This is a genomic window from Clostridium sp. D53t1_180928_C8 (assembly GCF_015667795.1).
Lineage (GTDB): Bacteria > Bacillota > Clostridia > Clostridiales > Clostridiaceae > Clostridium.
Genome location: NZ_JADPEL010000010.1, coordinates 107313 through 125913, shown reverse-complemented (window position 1 = coordinate 125913; position 18601 = coordinate 107313). Strand labels below are relative to the sequence as shown.

The window sequence follows — 18601 nt, the reverse complement described above, 5'->3', positions numbered from 1 at the left end:
ATTATTATTAATTATATAGTAGTAATTATTGTAAGTATACTATAATAATTTAAAAATAAAAAATAAGTATTATGTAAGGAGAGCATAAAGATGTATGAATTAAGTAGAAGTTGACACTAAAATTCCTTTATGATATCATTATCATAAAGTTAATAAAGATCATGGGTTGTTACTGGTTATGCAGGCTTTACCAAATTATTAATGATATTTTTATATCATTTTATTTGAGTATGGTCTTTTTTTATACTTAAAAATAAGTGAAAAGGGGGGATAACAATGAAGATAGATAAAATAATAAACAATAATTTGATTAGAACATTTGATAATAGTGGTAAAGAAATTCTTGTAATGGGATGTGGATTAGGCTTTCAAAGGAAAGTAGGAGAAACTGTAGATCAAAGCAAGATAGAGAAGATATATGCTATTGAGAATAAGAAAGATTCTAATAAATTAATGACTTTACTATCAGAAATCCCTTTAGAATATGTACAAGTTTCTAATGAAATTATTTCTTATGCCAAGTACTCTTTAGGTAAAAAGTTAAATGATAATATTTATATATCATTAACTGATCACATTAGTTTTGCAATTGAAAGATATAAACAAGGTTTAAATTTCAAGAATGCTTTGCTATGGGAAATAAAGAGATTCTATAATCATGAGTTTTTAATTGGTAAAGAAGCATTATCAATTATAAAAAAGCGTTTAAATGTAGAATTGCCTGAAGATGAAGCAGCATCAATAGCATTACATATAGTTAATGCACAATTAAATTCAAAAGATATGAATGATACTTTAGATATAACAAAAATGATTCAAAATATATTAAATATTGTTAAATTCCATTTCAATATTGAGTTAGACGAGTATTCATTACATTATGAAAGATTTATAACTCACTTAAAGTTTTTTGCACAAAGAATGATTAGTGGAAAAGTTATAAAAAGTGATGATACTAATTTTTGTGAAATGATAAAGCATCAGTATAAGGATGCTTATGCTTGTACAGAAAAAATTAAAAAATATATATTAAAAGAATTTAAGCATGAGCTTTCAGATGAAGAAATGATGTATTTAACTGTACATATAAAAAGGATAATAAAAGAAGATTAATTTTATTTATTAGGATTGTTACTAGTAATGTAGGCTATACCTAAGAAATATAGATTAGAGCGCTCATCTATATTTCTTAGGTTTTTTATAAAAAATATTAGTTATGAAAGGTAGTTACCGTAAACAGATTACACTGTATTATGGGCTTTACTTCATTAAAATTTATAAATTTTAAATGGAGGAATGAAAAATGGATTATGTAGTAGTTGCCAAAAAGATATTAGAGAATATTGGTGGAGAAAGTAATGTAAGTTGTGTACAACATTGTATGACAAGACTTAGATTTGTATTAAAAGATGAAAGAAGAGCTGATGATGAAGCTATAAAGAAAATAAAAGGAGTTATGGGTGTTACAAAGCAAGGTGGACAGTATCAAGTTATTATTGGAAATAGTGTAGGAAGATGCTATAAAGAAGTTTTAAAGCTTGGAAATTTTAATGAAGGAAATTCAAATGAAATTAAAGAAAAGAAGGGAATATTAACTAGTATATTAGACATTGTTTCGGGATGCATGTCTGCTACAATGCCAGCAATAATTGGTGCTGGTATGATTAAAGTTTTACTTGTTGTATTGACAATGTTAGGTATACTTTCAGAGACAAGTCAAACTTATGTAATATTAAATGCATTAGGAGATGCAACATTTTATTTTTTACCACTAATACTTTGTATTTCAGCATCTAAGAAATTTAAGATAAATCCTTATACTTTAGCAGCCATAATTGGAGTTATGGTATATCCTAATTTTATTGGATTAGTTGATGCTGGTGAAAAAATTTCATTATTTGGATTGCCAGTTGCTTCAGCAAGTTATGCGTATTCTGTAATCCCAGTAATTATGATGTCATGGGTGATGTCATATATTGAAAAGTTTACAGATAAGATTACTCCAGCAGTTACAAAGAATTTTTTAAAACCTATGTTAACACTTTTAATTGCGCTTCCAATAGCTTTAATAGTAATAGGTCCTATAGGATTCTATGCAGGTGAAACATTATCAAGTGCAATGGTATTTATTTATGATAAAGCAGGGTGGCTTGCTATCATGGTAATGGGTGCATTAATGCCTTTATTAGTTATGACTGGTATGCATTGGGCTTTTGTTCCATTATCAATAATGAATATAAATAATCCTAACGTTGGATTTGACGCTTTATTATTAGTTGGTATGTTATGTTCTAACTTAGCGCAAGGGGCATCTTGTTTAGCTGTATTCTTTAAATCTAAGAATAAGGATTTAAAACAAGTTGCTGGAGCTTCAAGTATATCTGCTTTCTTAGCAGGGGTTACTGAACCAGCTATGTATGGTGTTACTTTAAAATATAAAAAGCCATTATATGCGTGTATGATTGCAGGGGGAATTTCAGGATTATATGCAGGATTTGTTGGATTAAAATGTTATGTATTTGCGACACCAGCAATTTTATCAATAGTTCAATTTATAAATTCAGAAGGTGGATATAACTTTATAAATGCATTAATAGTTGCAGGAATAACTATGGTAGTGGCTTTTGTATTAACATGGATATTTGGGTTTGAGGACCCTGAAAATGAAGAGGATAAAATAGAAGTGGAAGAGATTGCTATTGACTCTATAGATATTAAGAGTGATGCAGTAGTTTTATCTCCAATAGAAGGAAAAGTGGTTTCTTTAAAGCAAGTTAATGATATTACTTTTTCAGAAGAGATAATGGGAAAAGGTGCAGCTATAATTCCAACTGAAGGAAGAGCAGTATCTCCGGTTGATGGAGTAGTTTCAGCATTGTTTGAAACTAAACATGCTATTGGGTTAACAGCTGATAATGGAGCGGAGATATTAATTCATATAGGATTAGATACAGTAAAGTTAGGGGGAAAGTATTTTACTGCTCATGTTAAAAGCGGGGATAAGGTAAAGGTTGGAGATTTATTAGTAGAGTTTGATATAAAGGCAATAAAAGAAGAGGGATATGAAACAATTACACCAGTATTAGTTACAAACCCTGATAACTATAAAGATGTTTTAACTTTTATAGATAGAGAAGTTAAAGAAAATGAAGAATTAATTAAAGTAGTTAAATAGTTAATAAAATTATTTAAAATAAATTAGCGAAAAAAGCGTTTGTGTTATCCACAAGCGCTTTTTTAGAATTACTTTAAAAAAACAAATTCGTTATTAGTAGAATATTCATTTGAGTATGAAAACCCAAGTTCACTAAAATCTTTAACTTTTTCTATATCATTAATATTATTTTCAGCTAAATAACGTATCATAAGTCCACGAGCCATTTTAGCTTCAGTTGCTTTAACTTTAATTTTTGAATTAACAAGAGTTCCGAAGATACAGGTTATGAAGGTATCATCTTTAGATAAATATTTTTCTATAGTCTTACTATATTCTTTTGAGGCAAGATTTAATATAGTGTTAGTATCCTTTGTAAGTTCTTTATATAATAAGTCACCCCAGAAAGAATATAAGTTTTTTGAATTTCCTACGGATAACTTTGCTTGCATTTCTAATCTATAAGGTACTATACCATCAAATGGTTTTAAAACACCATAAAATCCAGACAAAATTCTTAAGTGATTTGATATGTATTGAAACTCTGAATTACTAAATGAATCAGGTGACATATATTTATATTGAATGCCTTCGTAAGAAAGAATTGCAGGTGATAGATTTTTATATAAGTTCATATTTTTATATCTAGAATAATTAAGTTCTGCAATTTCATCATTACAAACTAGAAGTTTTTTTAGGTCATCGTAAGTATAGTTTTTTAAATTATCAAATAGATATTTAGTCTTCTCCATGAAACATGGTGTAGACTCACTTATAATATCATCATTATTTATATTCATTTTTTTTGCAGGTGAAATAATTATATTAAAATTTTTATTATTCAAAATAATCAGCTCCTAAGTTAAATAATATAAATAGTATATCATACATAATAATAGTTATTATATAAAAATAAAAATTTTAGAACTATTTATATAAACTGATTTTTAATTTTAGATAAATATCAATACAGAAAAATTATGAATATTTTACAAGTATAAAATTTATAGTATAATTTATTTAAGAAAAAAGTGGAAAATTAAAATGGAGAAAAGATAGTATGAAAATAGGATTAGTATTAGCAGGTGGTGGGGGAAAAGGGGCATATGAGCTTGGTGTCTGGAAAGCATTAAAACAATTAAATCTAACTAAATACATATCAGTTTTTTCTGGAACATCTATAGGTGCATTTAATTCAATATTATTTGCTATGGATGAAATGGAAAATGCGGATAAGCTTTGGGAAGAAGTAACAATGGATAAGTTAGTACCTATTAGCAAAACAGAGTTAATTAAAAGAGGAATTGGATTATATCTTGGTGGTAAAAATTTACAACTGGCAAAAAAGTTTTTAACTGATAAACTAGAGCATGGAGCCATTAGTAATGATGGCGCAGTGGAGATGGTAGAAAAATATTTAGATTTTAATAAAGTTAAAGACAAAAATAAAATATGTTATGCAGCATGTACAAAGTTACCTAATTTTAATGCTAAATATTTTAAAATAAATGATTATGATGAAGAAACTGCTAAAAAAATAGTATTAGCATCAGCTTCATTGCCTTTGATATATGATAGTACTGAAGTTTTAGGTGAAAAATATATAGATGGAGGAATTGCTGATAATGTTCCAATTCAACCTGTATATGGAGAAAAATGTGATATCATAATTGTAGTTTTATTATCGAAAGATGGTCAAATTGATAGATCACTTTATCCAAATTCAAGACTTATAATAATTGCTCCTGAGAATTTGGTTGAAAATGCTATAACAGGAACTCTAAATTTAGATGCAGATGCAAAGCGTGTAAGAATAATAGAAGGATATAATGACACTATAAATAAAATAGAACCTATTATGGAATTAATGAGTTTTGTTCATAAAAATGAAGAAGAAAGAAAAAATCCAACACTTTATAGGACATATAATTACTTAAAGGGTGTAAAAAGAAAAATAGATAAAAAGAAGAAAAAGAATTAATAATAGGATTCTTAGAGTGAGAAATTTACAAAAGTATATAATATGTAAAGTTAAGGGCCATAGTGAAAAATCATTATGGCTCTTAACTTTATATATTAATATGTTATCTTCTTTCTTATTTGATTAAATGAAATAAATTTTGTGTCTATATATTCAGTTGAGAATAGAATAGCTTTATCTTTTGAGTTATAGTTTATTCCTTCTACTACTAGAAAAGATTTTATGGATTTATTACAGTTGAAAACACTATTTAAAGTATTATCTTCTACATTTGTTGTTGTAGTAATATGAACATTATCCCATTCTATTATTTCATTATATTTTTCATAAATAAATTTATATATTGATGATTCATATTTTTTTAATTCCTCAAAGTCATTTAAGCTATGTAGAAAGTCAAAGGCTATATAGTCTATTGAATAAACACAAGGCGTTTCATTAGCAAAAAATATTTTTTTTATTTCAATAACATCAGATTTTGCGGAAATATTTAATGATTCATATATTTTTTGTTGTGGAAACAATTTAGTGCAAGATAATAATTTTACTCTTGGTACAAATCCATTAGCTTTTATTATGTCAGTGATTTCGCTAGTTGGGCTTAATGAAGTTTTTACTTTTAGTGCTTCTTTGTTTATAAATGTGCCTTTGCCGTGACGCCTAAATAGAACACCATCAGAAGCAAGAACATTTAATGCAGATCTAATTGTTATTCTACTAACTCCAAGCAATTGAGCTAAATTTTCTTCACTAGGCAATTTAGTGGTTTCATTTAAATTAATAGTTTTTATATAGTTTAATATTGAGTCTTTAACTTGCATAGTAAGACTTTTGTTCTTTATAGGTTCCATATATATAACTCCAATCAACAAAAATAAGAATATTTCCAAATTATAGCATAAAACGAATTAAATTTAAATATATACTATGGTATAATATGGTAAAGGTAATACGTATTACCTATTTAGGAGGTGTTAAAATGAGTTACAAAAGTCATTTACACTATTTAAAAATATGTGTAGAAGTTTCTAGACGTTCACGTGAATCAGGAAATATGCCATTTGGATGTATTTTGGTGGGCGATGATGGAGAGGTATTAATGGAACAAATGAATATTGAAGGTACTGATTATAAATGTACAGGTCATGCTGAAACACAATTAATGGAAAAAGCTTCTATGAAGTATTCAAAAGATTTTTTATGGAAGTGTACTTTATATTCAACAGCAGAACCTTGTGCTATGTGTACAGGTGCAATATACTGGGGAAATGTTGGAAGAGTAGTTTATGGAATGTCAGAAAAGGATTTATTAAATATAACAGGAAGTGATCCGAAAAATCCAACATTTGATTTGCCTTGTAGAGAAGTTCTTAAAAGGGGTCAAAAGGATATTGAAGTTATAGGACCTTTTAAAGAAATTGAAGAAGCTGTGGCAGAAGTCCATAAAGATTTCTGGAATAAATAATATGAACTAATTATGTAGGAGGTTGATTAAGTGGATTCAAAAAAAGAAACTAATACAACAACTAATGATTATGAATTTTGTGCTGTACCAGAAGACAAAAGAAAGAGTTATGCAAGTCTAACAATTGTTTGGACAGGCTATGTATTCGTTATCACTAGCATGATGGCAGGTGGAGGACTTGCTGCAGGGCTAAAATTTAGTGATATTTTATTAGTTTGTATTTTAGGAAATATATTTTTAGGTATTATAGCAACTCTTGTTAGTATTATTTCAAGTAAAAATGGACTGAGCTTCGCACTTCTTACAAAATATAGTTTTGGGGTAAATGGATCAAGAATAGCTTCTTTTTTTGTTCCATTTGTAAATTTAGGTTGGTATATAATTCAAGCAGCAACATATGGTCATTTCATTGCTCTTATTTTTGATTTCGGACCTTTTGGAGAAGGAATTTGTATGATATTAAGTGCAATATTAATGGGTGTATTTGCATTTGCAGGAATAAAGGCTATTTCTGTTCTTGGATATGTATCAATACCAGCAATAGTATTTTTATCAATAGCAACATCTACTAGGGCTATAAATATGAGTGGAGGATTAGAAAGTATATTTTCATATACACCATCCACTGTAATGGCTATAAGTACAGGTGTTACAGCAATTATAGGAACTTGGATTTTATCATCAGCAACATGTATAGCTGACATAATGAGATATGCTAGAAGTACTAAAGAAGCAATTTTAAGTGCTCTTACAGGATTGTTACTAGGAAACTCATTAATGATAATATGTGGTGCTTTAGCAGCAATAGCAGTAAATAATAGTGATTTACCAGCAGTTTTATTATCAATGGGATTGTTAATTCCATCAATAATATTAATGACTACCAATATATTTACCACAAATGCAGCAAATCTTTATTCAAATTCGTTAAACCTTTCTAACTCATTTAACATGGATCGTAAGAAAATGATCATAATTCTTTTAATAATAGCAGCACTAGCAACTTTAACTAGACCTTATGAAATAGGCTTTTTCTTTACATTCTTAGAGACTTTAGGTAATGTAATACCCCCTCTTGCAGGAATTATAATAGCAGATTATTTTATACTTAATAAAGGCAGATATGAATCTTTAGAAACTGTAAAATTTAAAAAATGGAATATAAATGCCTTTTTAACTTGGGCAATTTCTTTGGTATTATCATTTGTAATACCATTTGGATTACCAGCTCTAACAAGCTTAATATCATCAATAATAATTTTCCCAATACTAAGTATTGTATTTGGAAATAAGAAGATAAAAGGGGGAGCATCTTATGAGGAAGTATAAGATTAGTGCGTTTATTGGTATAATTATTATGGGAATAAGTTCTTTTATGGCATGTGTATCCGATGTATCTTCAATAATAATGATAGGAAATATAGGATTACTATTGAGTATAGGAATAATGTCTTATGGATTTTATCATTGGCAACCTTAAGTAAGGAATTAAAGCTTATCCAAAAATATTTTGGAAAAATGTTGAAAAAGTATATCTTAAATAGTAAAATAAAGTTAAAAGAGAATAAAAATGCTAGGGGTGCCTTATGGCTGAGAGGGAGAAATCCTAACCCTATGAACCTGATATGGTTAATACCAGCGGAGGGAAGCGTTAAAATAAAGTAAGATTAAATATATTTTTATTGCAAAATAAAGTGTATTTAGAAATTTTATATTTGAGTTTAAAAGCTGTACCGCTATTGGTGCAGCTTTTTTTTGTTCGACAAATATAGCGTGCCCCTGGGGTGAAGATGGATGGAGGTGAAGGTAGTGAAAGTAAATGGTAGTGAAATAAACTTTAAAAATATCAATAACATAATAGAGTTATTAGATAAATTAAAGGTAAATAAAGATAGAGTAGTAATTGAGCTTAATGGAGTGATAGTTTCTAAGGAAGATTTCAGTAATGTAAATTTAAATGAAGATGATACTATAGAGGTTATTTCTTTTGTTGGAGGCGGATAAAATCAGTTAGGAGTTAGGAGGTAGAATGTGAGAATTAAGGTTAATGAACAGTATAGTGAAGTTTTTGAAGGAATTTCTTGTTTTAAGCTTAGAGAAGGAATTAAGCCAGAAGCAGACATAATAATTTTAAATGGGTTTCCAATAAAAGAAGATAAATTACTTAAGGATGGAGATAGTATTTCATTTATTAAAAGAGGAGAGATACCTAAAAAGGAAGAGCTAGAAGCATTATTAGTAGCTAGGCATACACCAAAGGTTTATGAAAGTGTTAAAAATATTTCTATAGGAATAGCAGGGGCAGGTGGATTAGGTTCTAATATTGCATTATCTTTAGCTAGGCTTGGAGTAATCAATATTAAAGTTGTAGATTTTGATATAGTTGAGCCGTCAAACTTAAATAGGCAACAATATTATATTAAAGATATTGGGGATTATAAGGTCACTGCACTTAAAAGAACTTTAGAAGAAGTTAATCCTTTTATTGATGTTATTCCAATTATAAAAAAATTAAGTAAAGAAAATATAAAAGAAACTTTCAATGATGTAGATATAATATTTGAAGCTTTTGATAATCCAGAATGTAAAGCAGAATTAAGTAATATTGTACTTACTGAGATGAGAGATAAGGTTTTAATAGCATCATCAGGAATGGCAAGTTATTATCCTTCAAATGACATAATAACAAGAAAAATAAATAATAAATTTTATATATGTGGAGATGGTGTAAATGAGGCCAAAGAAGGAAGTGGGCTTATGGCACCAAGGGTAGCTATTTGTGCAAATCATATGGCAAATTGTGCACTACGAATTATTTTAGGAGAAGAGGGGAAGTAGAAAATGAGTGATAAATTAGTTATAGGTGGAGTTGAACTAAATAATAGACTATTTGTTGGAACAGGAAAATATCCTTCTAATGCTTTAATTAAAGATGTATTAGAAAATAGTGGATCACAGGTTATTACTTTGGCGGTAAGAAGGGTTGATTTAGATCATAAGGAAGAAGATATTCTTTCTAATATACCAAAGGATGTAATTCTACTTCCAAATACATCAGGAGCTAGAAATGCAGAAGAAGCCGTAAGAATAGCAAGAATAGCAAGGGCTCTAGGTTGTGGAAATTGGATAAAAATCGAAGTTATTAGTGATTCAAAATATTTACTTCCTGATAATGAAGAAACAATAAAGGCAACTAAAACATTAGCAGATGAAGGTTTTATTGTATTACCTTATATGTGTCCAGACCTTTATGCAGGAAGAAGACTTATAGAAGCTGGAGCTGCAGCTGTTATGCCGCTTGGAGCACCGATTGGAAGTAATAGAGGTATTAGAACAAAAGAACTTATTCAAATTATGATTGATGAATTAGATATTCCTATAATAGTTGATGCTGGAATAGGAAAGCCGTCACAAGCTATGGAGGCTATGGAAATGGGAGCTGCAGCATGTCTTGTTAATACAGCTATAGCATCATCTAAAAATCCAGCTAATATGGCAAAGGCATTTTCAATGGCGGTTGAAGCAGGAAGACTTGCTTATTTATCTAAGTTTGGATCTGTATCTAAAGAAGCAAATGCATCATCACCTTTAACAGGATTTTTAGATTAAGGAGATGACTAAGTTTTGAGTTTTTATAGTGTTATAGAAAGATATAGGGATTTTGATTTTGATAGTTACTTTGAACAGGTAACAGATGATGATATTAGAAGGAGTATTAATGAGAGAAGTTTAAGTCATGAGGATTTATTAAATTTATTATCACCTAAGGCAGCAAGTCATTTAGAAGAAATGGCATCAAAGGCTGTTCAATTAAGTTTACAGTATTTTGGTAGAACTGTTTTACTATATACTCCAATGTACATTTCAAATTACTGTGTGAATAAGTGCAAATACTGCGGATATAATATTGAAAACTCTATTAATAGAAGAAAATTAAATATAGAAGAGATAAAAAAAGAGGCAGAAGCTATAGCAGAGGAAGGGTGTAGACACTTAATTCTATTAACAGGTGAAAGTCAGGATCATTCACCATTAGATTATATTGTTGATGCAATTAATGTAATAAAAAAATATTTTCCATCAATAACTATAGAGGTATGGCCTATGACTGTAGAGCAGTATAAAGAAGTAGTTAATGCTGGTGCAGAAGGGCTTACTATATATCAAGAAACTTATGATGAGAAGGTATATGATGAAGTTCATTTAGCAGGACCAAAGAAAAATTACAAATATAGATTAGATGGTCCAGAAAGAGGAGCAATAGCTGGAATGAAGAGTATAAGCATAGGAGCTCTTTTAGGACTAGCTGATTTTAGAAAAGATGCATTTTTCACAGCATTACATGGAGACTATTTAAGAAGAAAATATCCACAGTGTGATATAACTTATTCACCACCAAGAATAAGGCCTTGTAAAGGTGGGTTATTAGAAATAAAAGGTGTTAATGATAAACAAATGGTTCAAATTCTTTTAGCCTATAGATTATTTGCACCACAGTGTGGGATGAATATTTCTACAAGAGAAAATGAAGATATGAGAAGACATATAATACCTTTTGGTGTTACAAAAATGAGTGCTGGAGTTTCTACTGAGGTAGGTGGACATACACTTAAAGATGCGGGTACAGCACAGTTTGATATAAATGATGAAAGTTCAGTACAAGAAATTATTACTATGATAAAAGAAGTTGGGTATCAGCCGATATTAAAAGATTGGGAAAGAATTTAGGAGGAATAAAAAATGAATTATACAACACAAATGGATGCAGCTAAAAAGGGAATTATAACAGAAGCTATGAAAATAGTAGCTATTAAGGAAGGTAAGTCGGTAGAGGAAATAAGAGCATTAGTAGGAGAAGGAAAAGTAGCAATTCCAGCTAATAAAAACCATAAGACTTTAAGTCCAGAAGGAGTTGGACAAGGTCTAAGAACTAAAATAAATGTTAATTTAGGTATATCAAAGGATTGTTGTGATTGTGAAAAGGAATTAGATAAGGTTAGAACTGCTTTAGAAATGAAAGCAGAAGCTATAATGGATTTATCTAATTATGGTAAAACTGCAGAAATGAGAAAAACTATAGTAGAAATGTCTACTGCAATGCTTGGAACAGTTCCAATATATGATGCTTTAGGATATTATGATAAAGATTTAAAGGATCTAACTGCAAAAGAATTTCTTGATGTAGTTGAAAAACATGGGCAAGATGGAGTTGACTTTGTAACTATTCATGCTGGTTTAAATAGAGAAGCTGTTGAAACAGTAAAAAGAAATAAAAGATTAACTAATGTAGTATCAAGAGGTGGCTCACTTTTATTTGCTTGGATGGAGTTGAATAATGCTGAAAATCCATTCTTTGAATATTATGATGATTTATTAGATATTTGTGTAAAATATGATATTACCTTATCTTTAGGAGATGCATTAAGACCAGGTTCAATAAATGATGCTTCAGATGCCTCTCAAATTAAGGAACTTATAACTTTAGGTGAACTTACAAAAAGAGCTTGGGAAAAGAATGTACAAGTTATTATTGAGGGGCCCGGGCATATGGCACTTAATGAAATTGAAGCTAATATGGTTATGCAAAAGAGATTATGTCATGGAGCACCTTTCTATGTTTTAGGACCATTAGTTACAGATGTAGCACCAGGATATGATCATATTACTTCTGCAATTGGTGGAGCTATTGCTGCAACTTATGGAGCTGACTTTTTATGCTATGTAACTCCAGCAGAGCATTTAAGGTTACCTAATTTACAAGATATGAGGGAAGGGATTATAGCATCTAAAATAGCCGCCCATGCTGCAGACATTGCAAAGGGAGTTAAGGGAGCTAGAAATTGGGATAATGAAATGAGTCAAGCTAGAGCTGATATTAATTGGGAAAAGATGTTTGATTTAGCTATAGATCCAGAAAAGGCAAGAAGATATAGAGCAGAATCTAAGCCACATGATGAAGAAAGTTGCTCAATGTGTGGAAAGATGTGTTCAATGAGAACTATGAAGAAAATATTAAATGGCGAAGAGTTAGTAATCAATGATTAGCATTCCTATTTATTTTATAACTAATAGAGCTTTAGCAAGTGAAGAAAAGTACTTTGAGGTAATAAAAAGTGTTGCAGATTATAATAATATAAAAATTATACTTAGAGAAAAAGATTTAAATGATGAGGAATATAAAAAGCTTTATTATAAGGTTAAGGAGTTAGCACCTAATACAGAAATAATAATTAATTCAAAGCTTAAGATTTTTAATGAAGTTAATGAAAAGACAATTCAACTTTCATTTAATGATTTTATGTCTTTAGGAAGGGTTGATTATAATGTAGGGGTATCTGTTCATACTATTGAAGAGGGAAGGTTAGCCTATAGTAAGGGAGCTAAATACCTTCTTGCTTCACATATTTTTGAAACTAGGTGTAAAGAAGGCTTAGAGCCTAAAGGTGTGGAGTTTATTAGTGAACTTAGAAAATGTGTTAAGTGTGATATAATTGCTTTAGGTGGAATAAATTCAGATAACTATATGAAAGTAATTGAAGCTGGGGCAAATGGAATTGCAGTAATGTCACTATTTTATAATTAGTATAAGTTTAGTAAATTTATAAGAATATAAACAAATAAAACTGAAGTAATTTTACTTCAGTTTTATTTGTTTATAATTAATTTTATAAAAAAATATGGACTATTGGTGATATTAATAAGGTATTTGAGTGTAGTTAAAAAGTATATAATAATTGTATCTTTAGTGAGTAAAGCTTTTTAAAATGTTTTTAATGATAGAATTATGATAGTATTTTAATAAGAGAATTAAGATAATGATAAGAGGTGAAAAGTTTGAAAAAAATATTGTTAATTGAAGATGATTTAGATGTTGCAGGAGAGTTAGCTTTATCATTGGGAAAATGGGGGTTTGAAGTAGAGTTAATAGATGAGTTTAATAATATAGTAAAGGAATTTATAGATAAAAAGCCAAGTCTTGTATTGATGGATGTTAATTTACCGTTTTATGATGGGTTTTATTGGTGTGAAAAGATAAGAGAGATTTCAAGGGTGCCTATAATATTTTTATCTTCAAGGGATTCTAATATGGATATCATTATGGGGATGAATAACGGTGGAGATGATTATATTACAAAGCCTTTTTCTGTAGAAGTATTAATATCAAAAATTAATGCTTTATTACGTAGAAGCTATGATTATAATAGCTCAGATTCGATAATTTATTATAATGATGCAGTTTTAGATATTGAAAAATGTATTTTTAGATATAAGGATCAGGAAATAGATCTTACTAAAAATGAAATTAAAATATTATCATTACTAATAAAAAATAAAGGAAAGGCAGTATCTAGAGAAAAACTTATGATGAGCTTATGGAACGATGATGAGTTTGTTAATGATAATACTTTAACTGTTAATATTACAAGGCTTAGAGGAAGAATAAAAGAATTAGGGTTAGATGATATTATTAAAACTAAAAAGGGAATAGGGTATTTAATACAATGAATTTAAAAAGATTTATTAAAGAAAATATAAAAAGTATTTTATTTAATTGTAGTATTTTACTTTTTATTAATATATATTTTTTAGTATTAAATTTACTAAAGGGCAGTATGGGAGAAATATATTACTTGGATATAATTCTAATTATTCTTTATATTGTGGCTTTTTTTATTAAGTATAGACTTTGGAAAGAAAGATTTAGTAAAGTATATGAAGTTATTGAAAAGGATAATGATATTAATATAAATGATATTGATGGTGAGTCGTTAGAAGAAGAAATAATGACTTATATAATTAATAAAAAAGAAAATAAATATTCAGAAGTATTAGATATGAAAAATACACAAATTAAAGATATGGAAGAGTACATTTCAAAATGGGTTCATGAAATAAAGTTGCCTATTAGTGCTATATTTATGATTTTAGAACGTATTGATGATGAAGGAATTAGTGCTGATATTAAGAATCAAACTGAAAAAATTAATTTTTTAGTTAATTCAGTTATGTATGGAAGTAGGGCAACAGCAGCTGCTGAGGATATATTTATTTCAGAAATAAAACTACAAGATTTAATAAAGCAAGCTATAAAAAACAATGCATTTATATTAATAAGAAATAATATGGAAATAAACTTAGAGAATCTTAATCATTATATTTTTACTGATAAAAAGTGGATCTTATATGTTTTAGACCAGATTATTAATAATGCAATAAAGTATTCTAAAGAAAATGGAAAAATTAAATTTTATGGTGAAGAAAGTGATAAGTATATTTGTTTAAATATATGGGATAACGGCATTGGAATAGTACAGGAAGATATAGAAAGAGTATTTAACAAAGGATTTACAGGTAGTAATGGAAGAAACACTATATATAAATCTACAGGAATGGGACTTTATTTTTCTAAAAAGATTTTAGATAAACTAGGAAGTTCATTTGAGGTGGAATCAGTAAAAAATCAATATACTTTGTTTAAAATTAAGTTTAATAAAATATCTGATTTCACTACTATTACAAAAATGTAACATTAAAACTTTAATTGTAATGTTAAGTGAAGGATTAATTTTTTATAAACCGCTAAAATTAATTTGTAAGCTGATTAACAGTTCAGTAAATTAGAAATTATATTTTGGAGGAACCGATTAATGAATGAAATATTAAAATTAAATAATGTATCAAAGGATTATGGAATTAAAGGCTTTAAGACTAGAGTTTTAAATAATATATCTTTATCAGTTGACGAAGGAGAATTTCTATCAATAATGGGACCATCAGGAGCTGGTAAAACTACTCTTTTAAATTTACTCTCAACTCTAGATAACCCAACTAAAGGTGAAATAATTTTAGATGGAATAGACCTTGCTAAGGTGAAAAATAAAGAATTATCTAATATTAGAAAAGAAAAAATAGGTTTTATATTTCAAGATTATAGTCTTTTAGATAATATGACATTAATGGATAACATAGCACTTCCATTAGCTTTAGGTAGAAAAAGAAGTAAGGAAATAGAAGAAAAAGTTATTAAAACGTCAAATATTTTTGGACTTAATGAACACCTAAAAAAATATCCCTATGAATTATCAGGAGGACAAAAGCAAAGAGGTGCTGCTGCAAGGGCATTAATTACAGAACCAAAGGTTATATTTGCAGATGAACCAACAGGAGCTTTAGATTCTAAGTCTTCTATAGATTTATTGGAATGTTTAAAAATGGTAAATGATAAAAATAAAGCCACTATAATAATGGTTACTCATGATGCATTTAGTGCAAGCTATTCTAAAAAGGTTTATATGCTTAGTGATGGTGAAATAAGATGTCAATTAAATAGAGGACATGATAGAAAAGTGTTTTATGGTAAAATAATTGATTTGTTAGCAACTTTAGGAGGTGCTAAGTAATGAATGTATTTTCCATGGCTTTTAATAATTTTAAAAATAATATAAAGACATATACAATGTTTTTTATGTCAATGATATTTTCAGTAATTATTTTAAGTAATTTTTTAATACTTATGGATGGAGAAGCTCTTAAAATTTTAGGAGAAGCAAATTCACATTATACAAAAATGATATTACAAATAATAAGCGTAATTTTAGGTGTATTTATGCTTTTTTTTATATGGTATACATCGAATGTATTCTTAAAAAATAGAAAAAAGGAAATAGGTCTTTTTACCTTTATGGGAGTTGCTTTAAAAACTATAGGTAAAATATATTTTTCAGAAATGATGTTTATTGGTATATCTGCTAGTGTAATTGGAATTGGGATTGGGGTATTATTTTCTAAGTTTTTTCAAATGATAGTTTTTGCAGTTGCGGGATTTAATGTTGATGTAAAATTTGCTATTACAGCTAACTCAATAGTAAGTACATTTTTAATATTTATGGCTATATTTTTATTAATGAGTATTAAAGGTTTTATTAGTATTGCAAGAAGTAAGGTAATTGAGCTTTTAAATGATAGTAGAAAAACAGAAAAAATGCCTAAAATAACTGTATTTACTTATATTATTGCAATATTATCTACATGTTGTATTGTATATGGATATTACTTAGTATTTAGTTCTAAAACTAATGCTTTTCAAACTTTAATTTTAGTTTGTATAGGTACTTATGGGTTGTTTTATGCAGCTATTCCAGTAATTCTTAGATTTTTAATTAATAATAAAAAGACATTATATAAAGGCGAGAATATAATAACTATTAATAGTTTAGCTTATAGAATAAAGAAAAATTATACTACTTATGCCACAATTGGAATTTTAACAGCATGTACAGTTACTGTTTTAGGTACATCAGTATCAATGAGAAAGCTTTATTCAATGAGCGAGCAAAATGATCAATTATTTTCAATGTCTTTTTCTTCTAACAATGAAATAAATAATGAAAAAATATGCGAAGAAATTACTAAAGTAGTAGGGAAAAAGAAATTTGACTTAAATACTGATGTATTAATAGTTAAAAATACATTGAAAAATGTTGAAGAATATAAAAAGCAAGATTATATAGTGATAAATTATGATAAGTTTACTGATATTTTAAAAGCTAATGGATATAAAAAAGATTTAGAAAAGGTTAATAAAGAAATGGTTGAAGGAAATAATGCTATTTATATTCAAAGACCAGGAACATTAGCAAGTCTGATTAAGGAAAATGAAGCAACTATTGGTGATAAAACATTTATAATTAGTGAAGGTGATATAAGATTTAAGGTTTTAGGTTCATTAATTAATTATCCAACAGTTGTTGTTAATAATGATGAATACGAAAGCCTTAAAAGTAAAGGACAAATTGTTAATTTTTATGGAATTAAGATAAGCGATGATAAAGAATTTTTAAATGAAGAAGTTATTGATAAATTATCTAAAGGATTGCAACCATATATAGAAAATAATGTGGATTTACAAGTTGGTATTTATAAAACTAAAAATGTAGAATGGTTAAAGCTTGTTTATGCAATCGGAGCATTTTTATTTTTAGTATTTGTTCTTGCAGAAGCTAGTATTATTTATATAAAGGTATATAGTGATGCTACAGAGGACAAGGATAAATATAAAATTTTAAAAAATATAGGAGCATCAAAAAAAGATTTAGGAAAAGCAATAAGAAAAGAAGTATCATTATTTTATATACTTCCATTATCTATAGGACTAATTCATAGTTTTTTTGCAATACAGGTTTTAGGAAAATTCATATCAGAAAACTTAAATGGAACCTTTCTTGTAAGTGTAGTAGTATCAACTTGTATATTTATAGTTAGTGCAATTATATCTATTAGGAGCTTTAAAAATATTGTTAAGGTTTAAGTAAGAAAAAAGAATATTATTAAAGGGATATATTTTATCTCATAATACGAAAACTATAAAGTGATATTTAAAATTAATAATAGCCAATTTGGAATAAATTTGATTTTGATTATAAAACTGGTATAATTTACTTAGAAATATAAAGATGAAAGCGAGGGTAGGTTAGTTATAATAACTAACTATATAAATATGTTAAAAGAAACATTAAAAAAAGACGAAATAGCTGCAATGAAAGCAAGGGATAAGGCAAGAGTAAGTGTTTTAAGATTAGTTAATTCAGAAATTAAAGCATATGAAGTTAATAACAGAGAAGACATTCCAGATGAAAATGTTATTAAAATTATAGAAAAAAGCATAAAGCAAACTAAAGAAGCTTTAGAATACGCTGTTAAAGCTAATGATGCAGATAAAATAGCTGAAGGAAACTTTGCACTTGAAGTATTAACACCATACTTACCAAAGCAATTAACTGAAGAAGAAGTTAATGCTATGTTAAAAGAAATTATTACTAATGGTAATTATACTGCCAAAGATATGGGGAAAATAATGAAAGAAATTATGCCAATGGTAAATGGTAAGTTTGATAGAGCTAAAATTAATCCTATGGTAAAGCAAATATTAGGATAAAACAAATAATATAAGAAGGTTGAGGATAGAAATATTCTCAACTTTTTGCTTTAATTTGATTTATAT

General features: G+C 27.9%; 19 protein-coding genes and 1 riboswitch. Of the genes, 17 read left to right on the top strand and 2 right to left on the bottom strand.

Features of this window, described 5'->3' with window-relative positions; translation table 11 throughout:
• Window positions 1–276 precede the first annotated feature (276 nt).
• Window positions 277–1113, top strand: a complete 837-nt coding sequence (locus tag I4V51_RS09260; protein ID WP_195988151.1) for a PRD domain-containing protein — start codon at window positions 277–279, stop codon at window positions 1111–1113.
• A 190-nt stretch (window positions 1114–1303) separates the two neighbouring features.
• Window positions 1304–3175, top strand: coding sequence for a beta-glucoside-specific PTS transporter subunit IIABC (locus I4V51_RS09255; protein WP_195988150.1), 1872 nt, complete (start codon window positions 1304–1306; stop codon window positions 3173–3175).
• Between the two features lie 68 nt (window positions 3176–3243).
• On the opposite strand, the gene yaaA is transcribed toward I4V51_RS09255, so the two are convergent.
• Entirely contained in the window at window positions 3244–3999 is a 756-nt protein-coding gene (gene yaaA / locus I4V51_RS09250; RefSeq protein ID WP_195988149.1) for a peroxide stress protein YaaA, read from the bottom strand.
• 215 nt (window positions 4000–4214) lie between these two features.
• Here yaaA and I4V51_RS09245 point away from each other — a divergent pair, with 215 nt between their 5' ends.
• Window positions 4215–5135, top strand: coding sequence for a patatin-like phospholipase family protein (locus I4V51_RS09245; RefSeq protein ID WP_195988148.1), 921 nt, complete (start codon window positions 4215–4217; stop codon window positions 5133–5135).
• Between the two features lie 95 nt (window positions 5136–5230).
• Here I4V51_RS09245 and I4V51_RS09240 read toward each other — a convergent pair whose 3' ends face one another.
• A complete protein-coding gene (locus I4V51_RS09240) occupies window positions 5231–5986 on the bottom strand; it encodes a GntR family transcriptional regulator (RefSeq protein ID WP_195988147.1) in 756 nt (251 codons plus the stop codon).
• Window positions 5987–6114: 128 nt separating this feature from the next.
• On the opposite strand from I4V51_RS09240, the gene I4V51_RS09235 reads away from it, so the two are divergent.
• From I4V51_RS09235 to I4V51_RS09170, 14 genes are all read left to right on the top strand, one after another.
• Entirely contained in the window at window positions 6115–6600 is a 486-nt protein-coding gene (locus I4V51_RS09235) for a nucleoside deaminase (protein WP_195988146.1), read from the top strand.
• A gap of 30 nt (window positions 6601–6630) precedes the next feature.
• Window positions 6631–7929 carry a cytosine permease gene (locus I4V51_RS09230; RefSeq protein WP_195988145.1) on the top strand — a complete coding sequence of 433 codons (1299 nt, stop codon included), beginning with the start codon at window positions 6631–6633 and terminating at the stop codon, window positions 7927–7929.
• Complete coding sequence (locus I4V51_RS09225; RefSeq protein ID WP_195988144.1) at window positions 7916–8080, top strand: hypothetical protein; 165 nt, start codon at window positions 7916–7918, stop codon at window positions 8078–8080. Before I4V51_RS09230 ends, I4V51_RS09225 begins: the two co-directional genes overlap by 14 nt.
• Window positions 8081–8165: 85 nt before the next feature.
• Window positions 8166–8264, top strand: a riboswitch (TPP riboswitch).
• A gap of 130 nt (window positions 8265–8394) precedes the next feature.
• Complete coding sequence (thiS, locus tag I4V51_RS09220) at window positions 8395–8604, top strand: sulfur carrier protein ThiS (protein WP_195988143.1); 210 nt, start codon at window positions 8395–8397, stop codon at window positions 8602–8604.
• Between the two features lie 27 nt (window positions 8605–8631).
• Window positions 8632–9438, top strand: a complete 807-nt coding sequence (thiF, locus tag I4V51_RS09215) for a sulfur carrier protein ThiS adenylyltransferase ThiF (protein WP_195988142.1) — start codon at window positions 8632–8634, stop codon at window positions 9436–9438.
• Window positions 9439–9441: 3 nt separating this feature from the next.
• Window positions 9442–10209 (top strand): thiazole synthase, encoded by a 768-nt coding sequence (locus I4V51_RS09210; protein ID WP_195988141.1) that lies wholly within the window; start codon window positions 9442–9444, stop codon window positions 10207–10209.
• A 15-nt stretch (window positions 10210–10224) separates the two neighbouring features.
• Entirely contained in the window at window positions 10225–11328 is a 1104-nt protein-coding gene (gene thiH / locus I4V51_RS09205; RefSeq protein WP_195988140.1) for a 2-iminoacetate synthase ThiH, read from the top strand.
• 12 nt (window positions 11329–11340) lie between these two features.
• Window positions 11341–12645 (top strand): phosphomethylpyrimidine synthase ThiC, encoded by a 1305-nt coding sequence (gene thiC, locus I4V51_RS09200; RefSeq protein WP_195988139.1) that lies wholly within the window; start codon window positions 11341–11343, stop codon window positions 12643–12645.
• Complete coding sequence (locus I4V51_RS09195; protein ID WP_207745933.1) at window positions 12638–13183, top strand: thiamine phosphate synthase; 546 nt, start codon at window positions 12638–12640, stop codon at window positions 13181–13183. The genes thiC and I4V51_RS09195 overlap by 8 nt, the downstream gene beginning before the upstream one ends.
• 251 nt (window positions 13184–13434) lie before the next feature.
• Window positions 13435–14106 (top strand): response regulator transcription factor, encoded by a 672-nt coding sequence (locus I4V51_RS09190; RefSeq protein ID WP_195988138.1) that lies wholly within the window; start codon window positions 13435–13437, stop codon window positions 14104–14106.
• A 125-nt stretch (window positions 14107–14231) separates the two neighbouring features.
• Window positions 14232–15128 (top strand): sensor histidine kinase, encoded by an 897-nt coding sequence (locus I4V51_RS09185; RefSeq protein WP_243281465.1) that lies wholly within the window; start codon window positions 14232–14234, stop codon window positions 15126–15128.
• A 120-nt stretch (window positions 15129–15248) separates the two neighbouring features.
• A complete protein-coding gene (locus I4V51_RS09180; protein ID WP_195988136.1) occupies window positions 15249–16001 on the top strand; it encodes an ABC transporter ATP-binding protein in 753 nt (250 codons plus the stop codon).
• Entirely contained in the window at window positions 16001–17908 is a 1908-nt protein-coding gene (locus tag I4V51_RS09175; protein ID WP_195988135.1) for an ABC transporter permease, read from the top strand. Before I4V51_RS09180 ends, I4V51_RS09175 begins: the two co-directional genes overlap by 1 nt.
• A 189-nt stretch (window positions 17909–18097) precedes the next feature.
• Window positions 18098–18535 (top strand): GatB/YqeY domain-containing protein, encoded by a 438-nt coding sequence (locus I4V51_RS09170; protein ID WP_195988134.1) that lies wholly within the window; start codon window positions 18098–18100, stop codon window positions 18533–18535.
• Window positions 18536–18601: the final 66 nt, after the last annotated feature.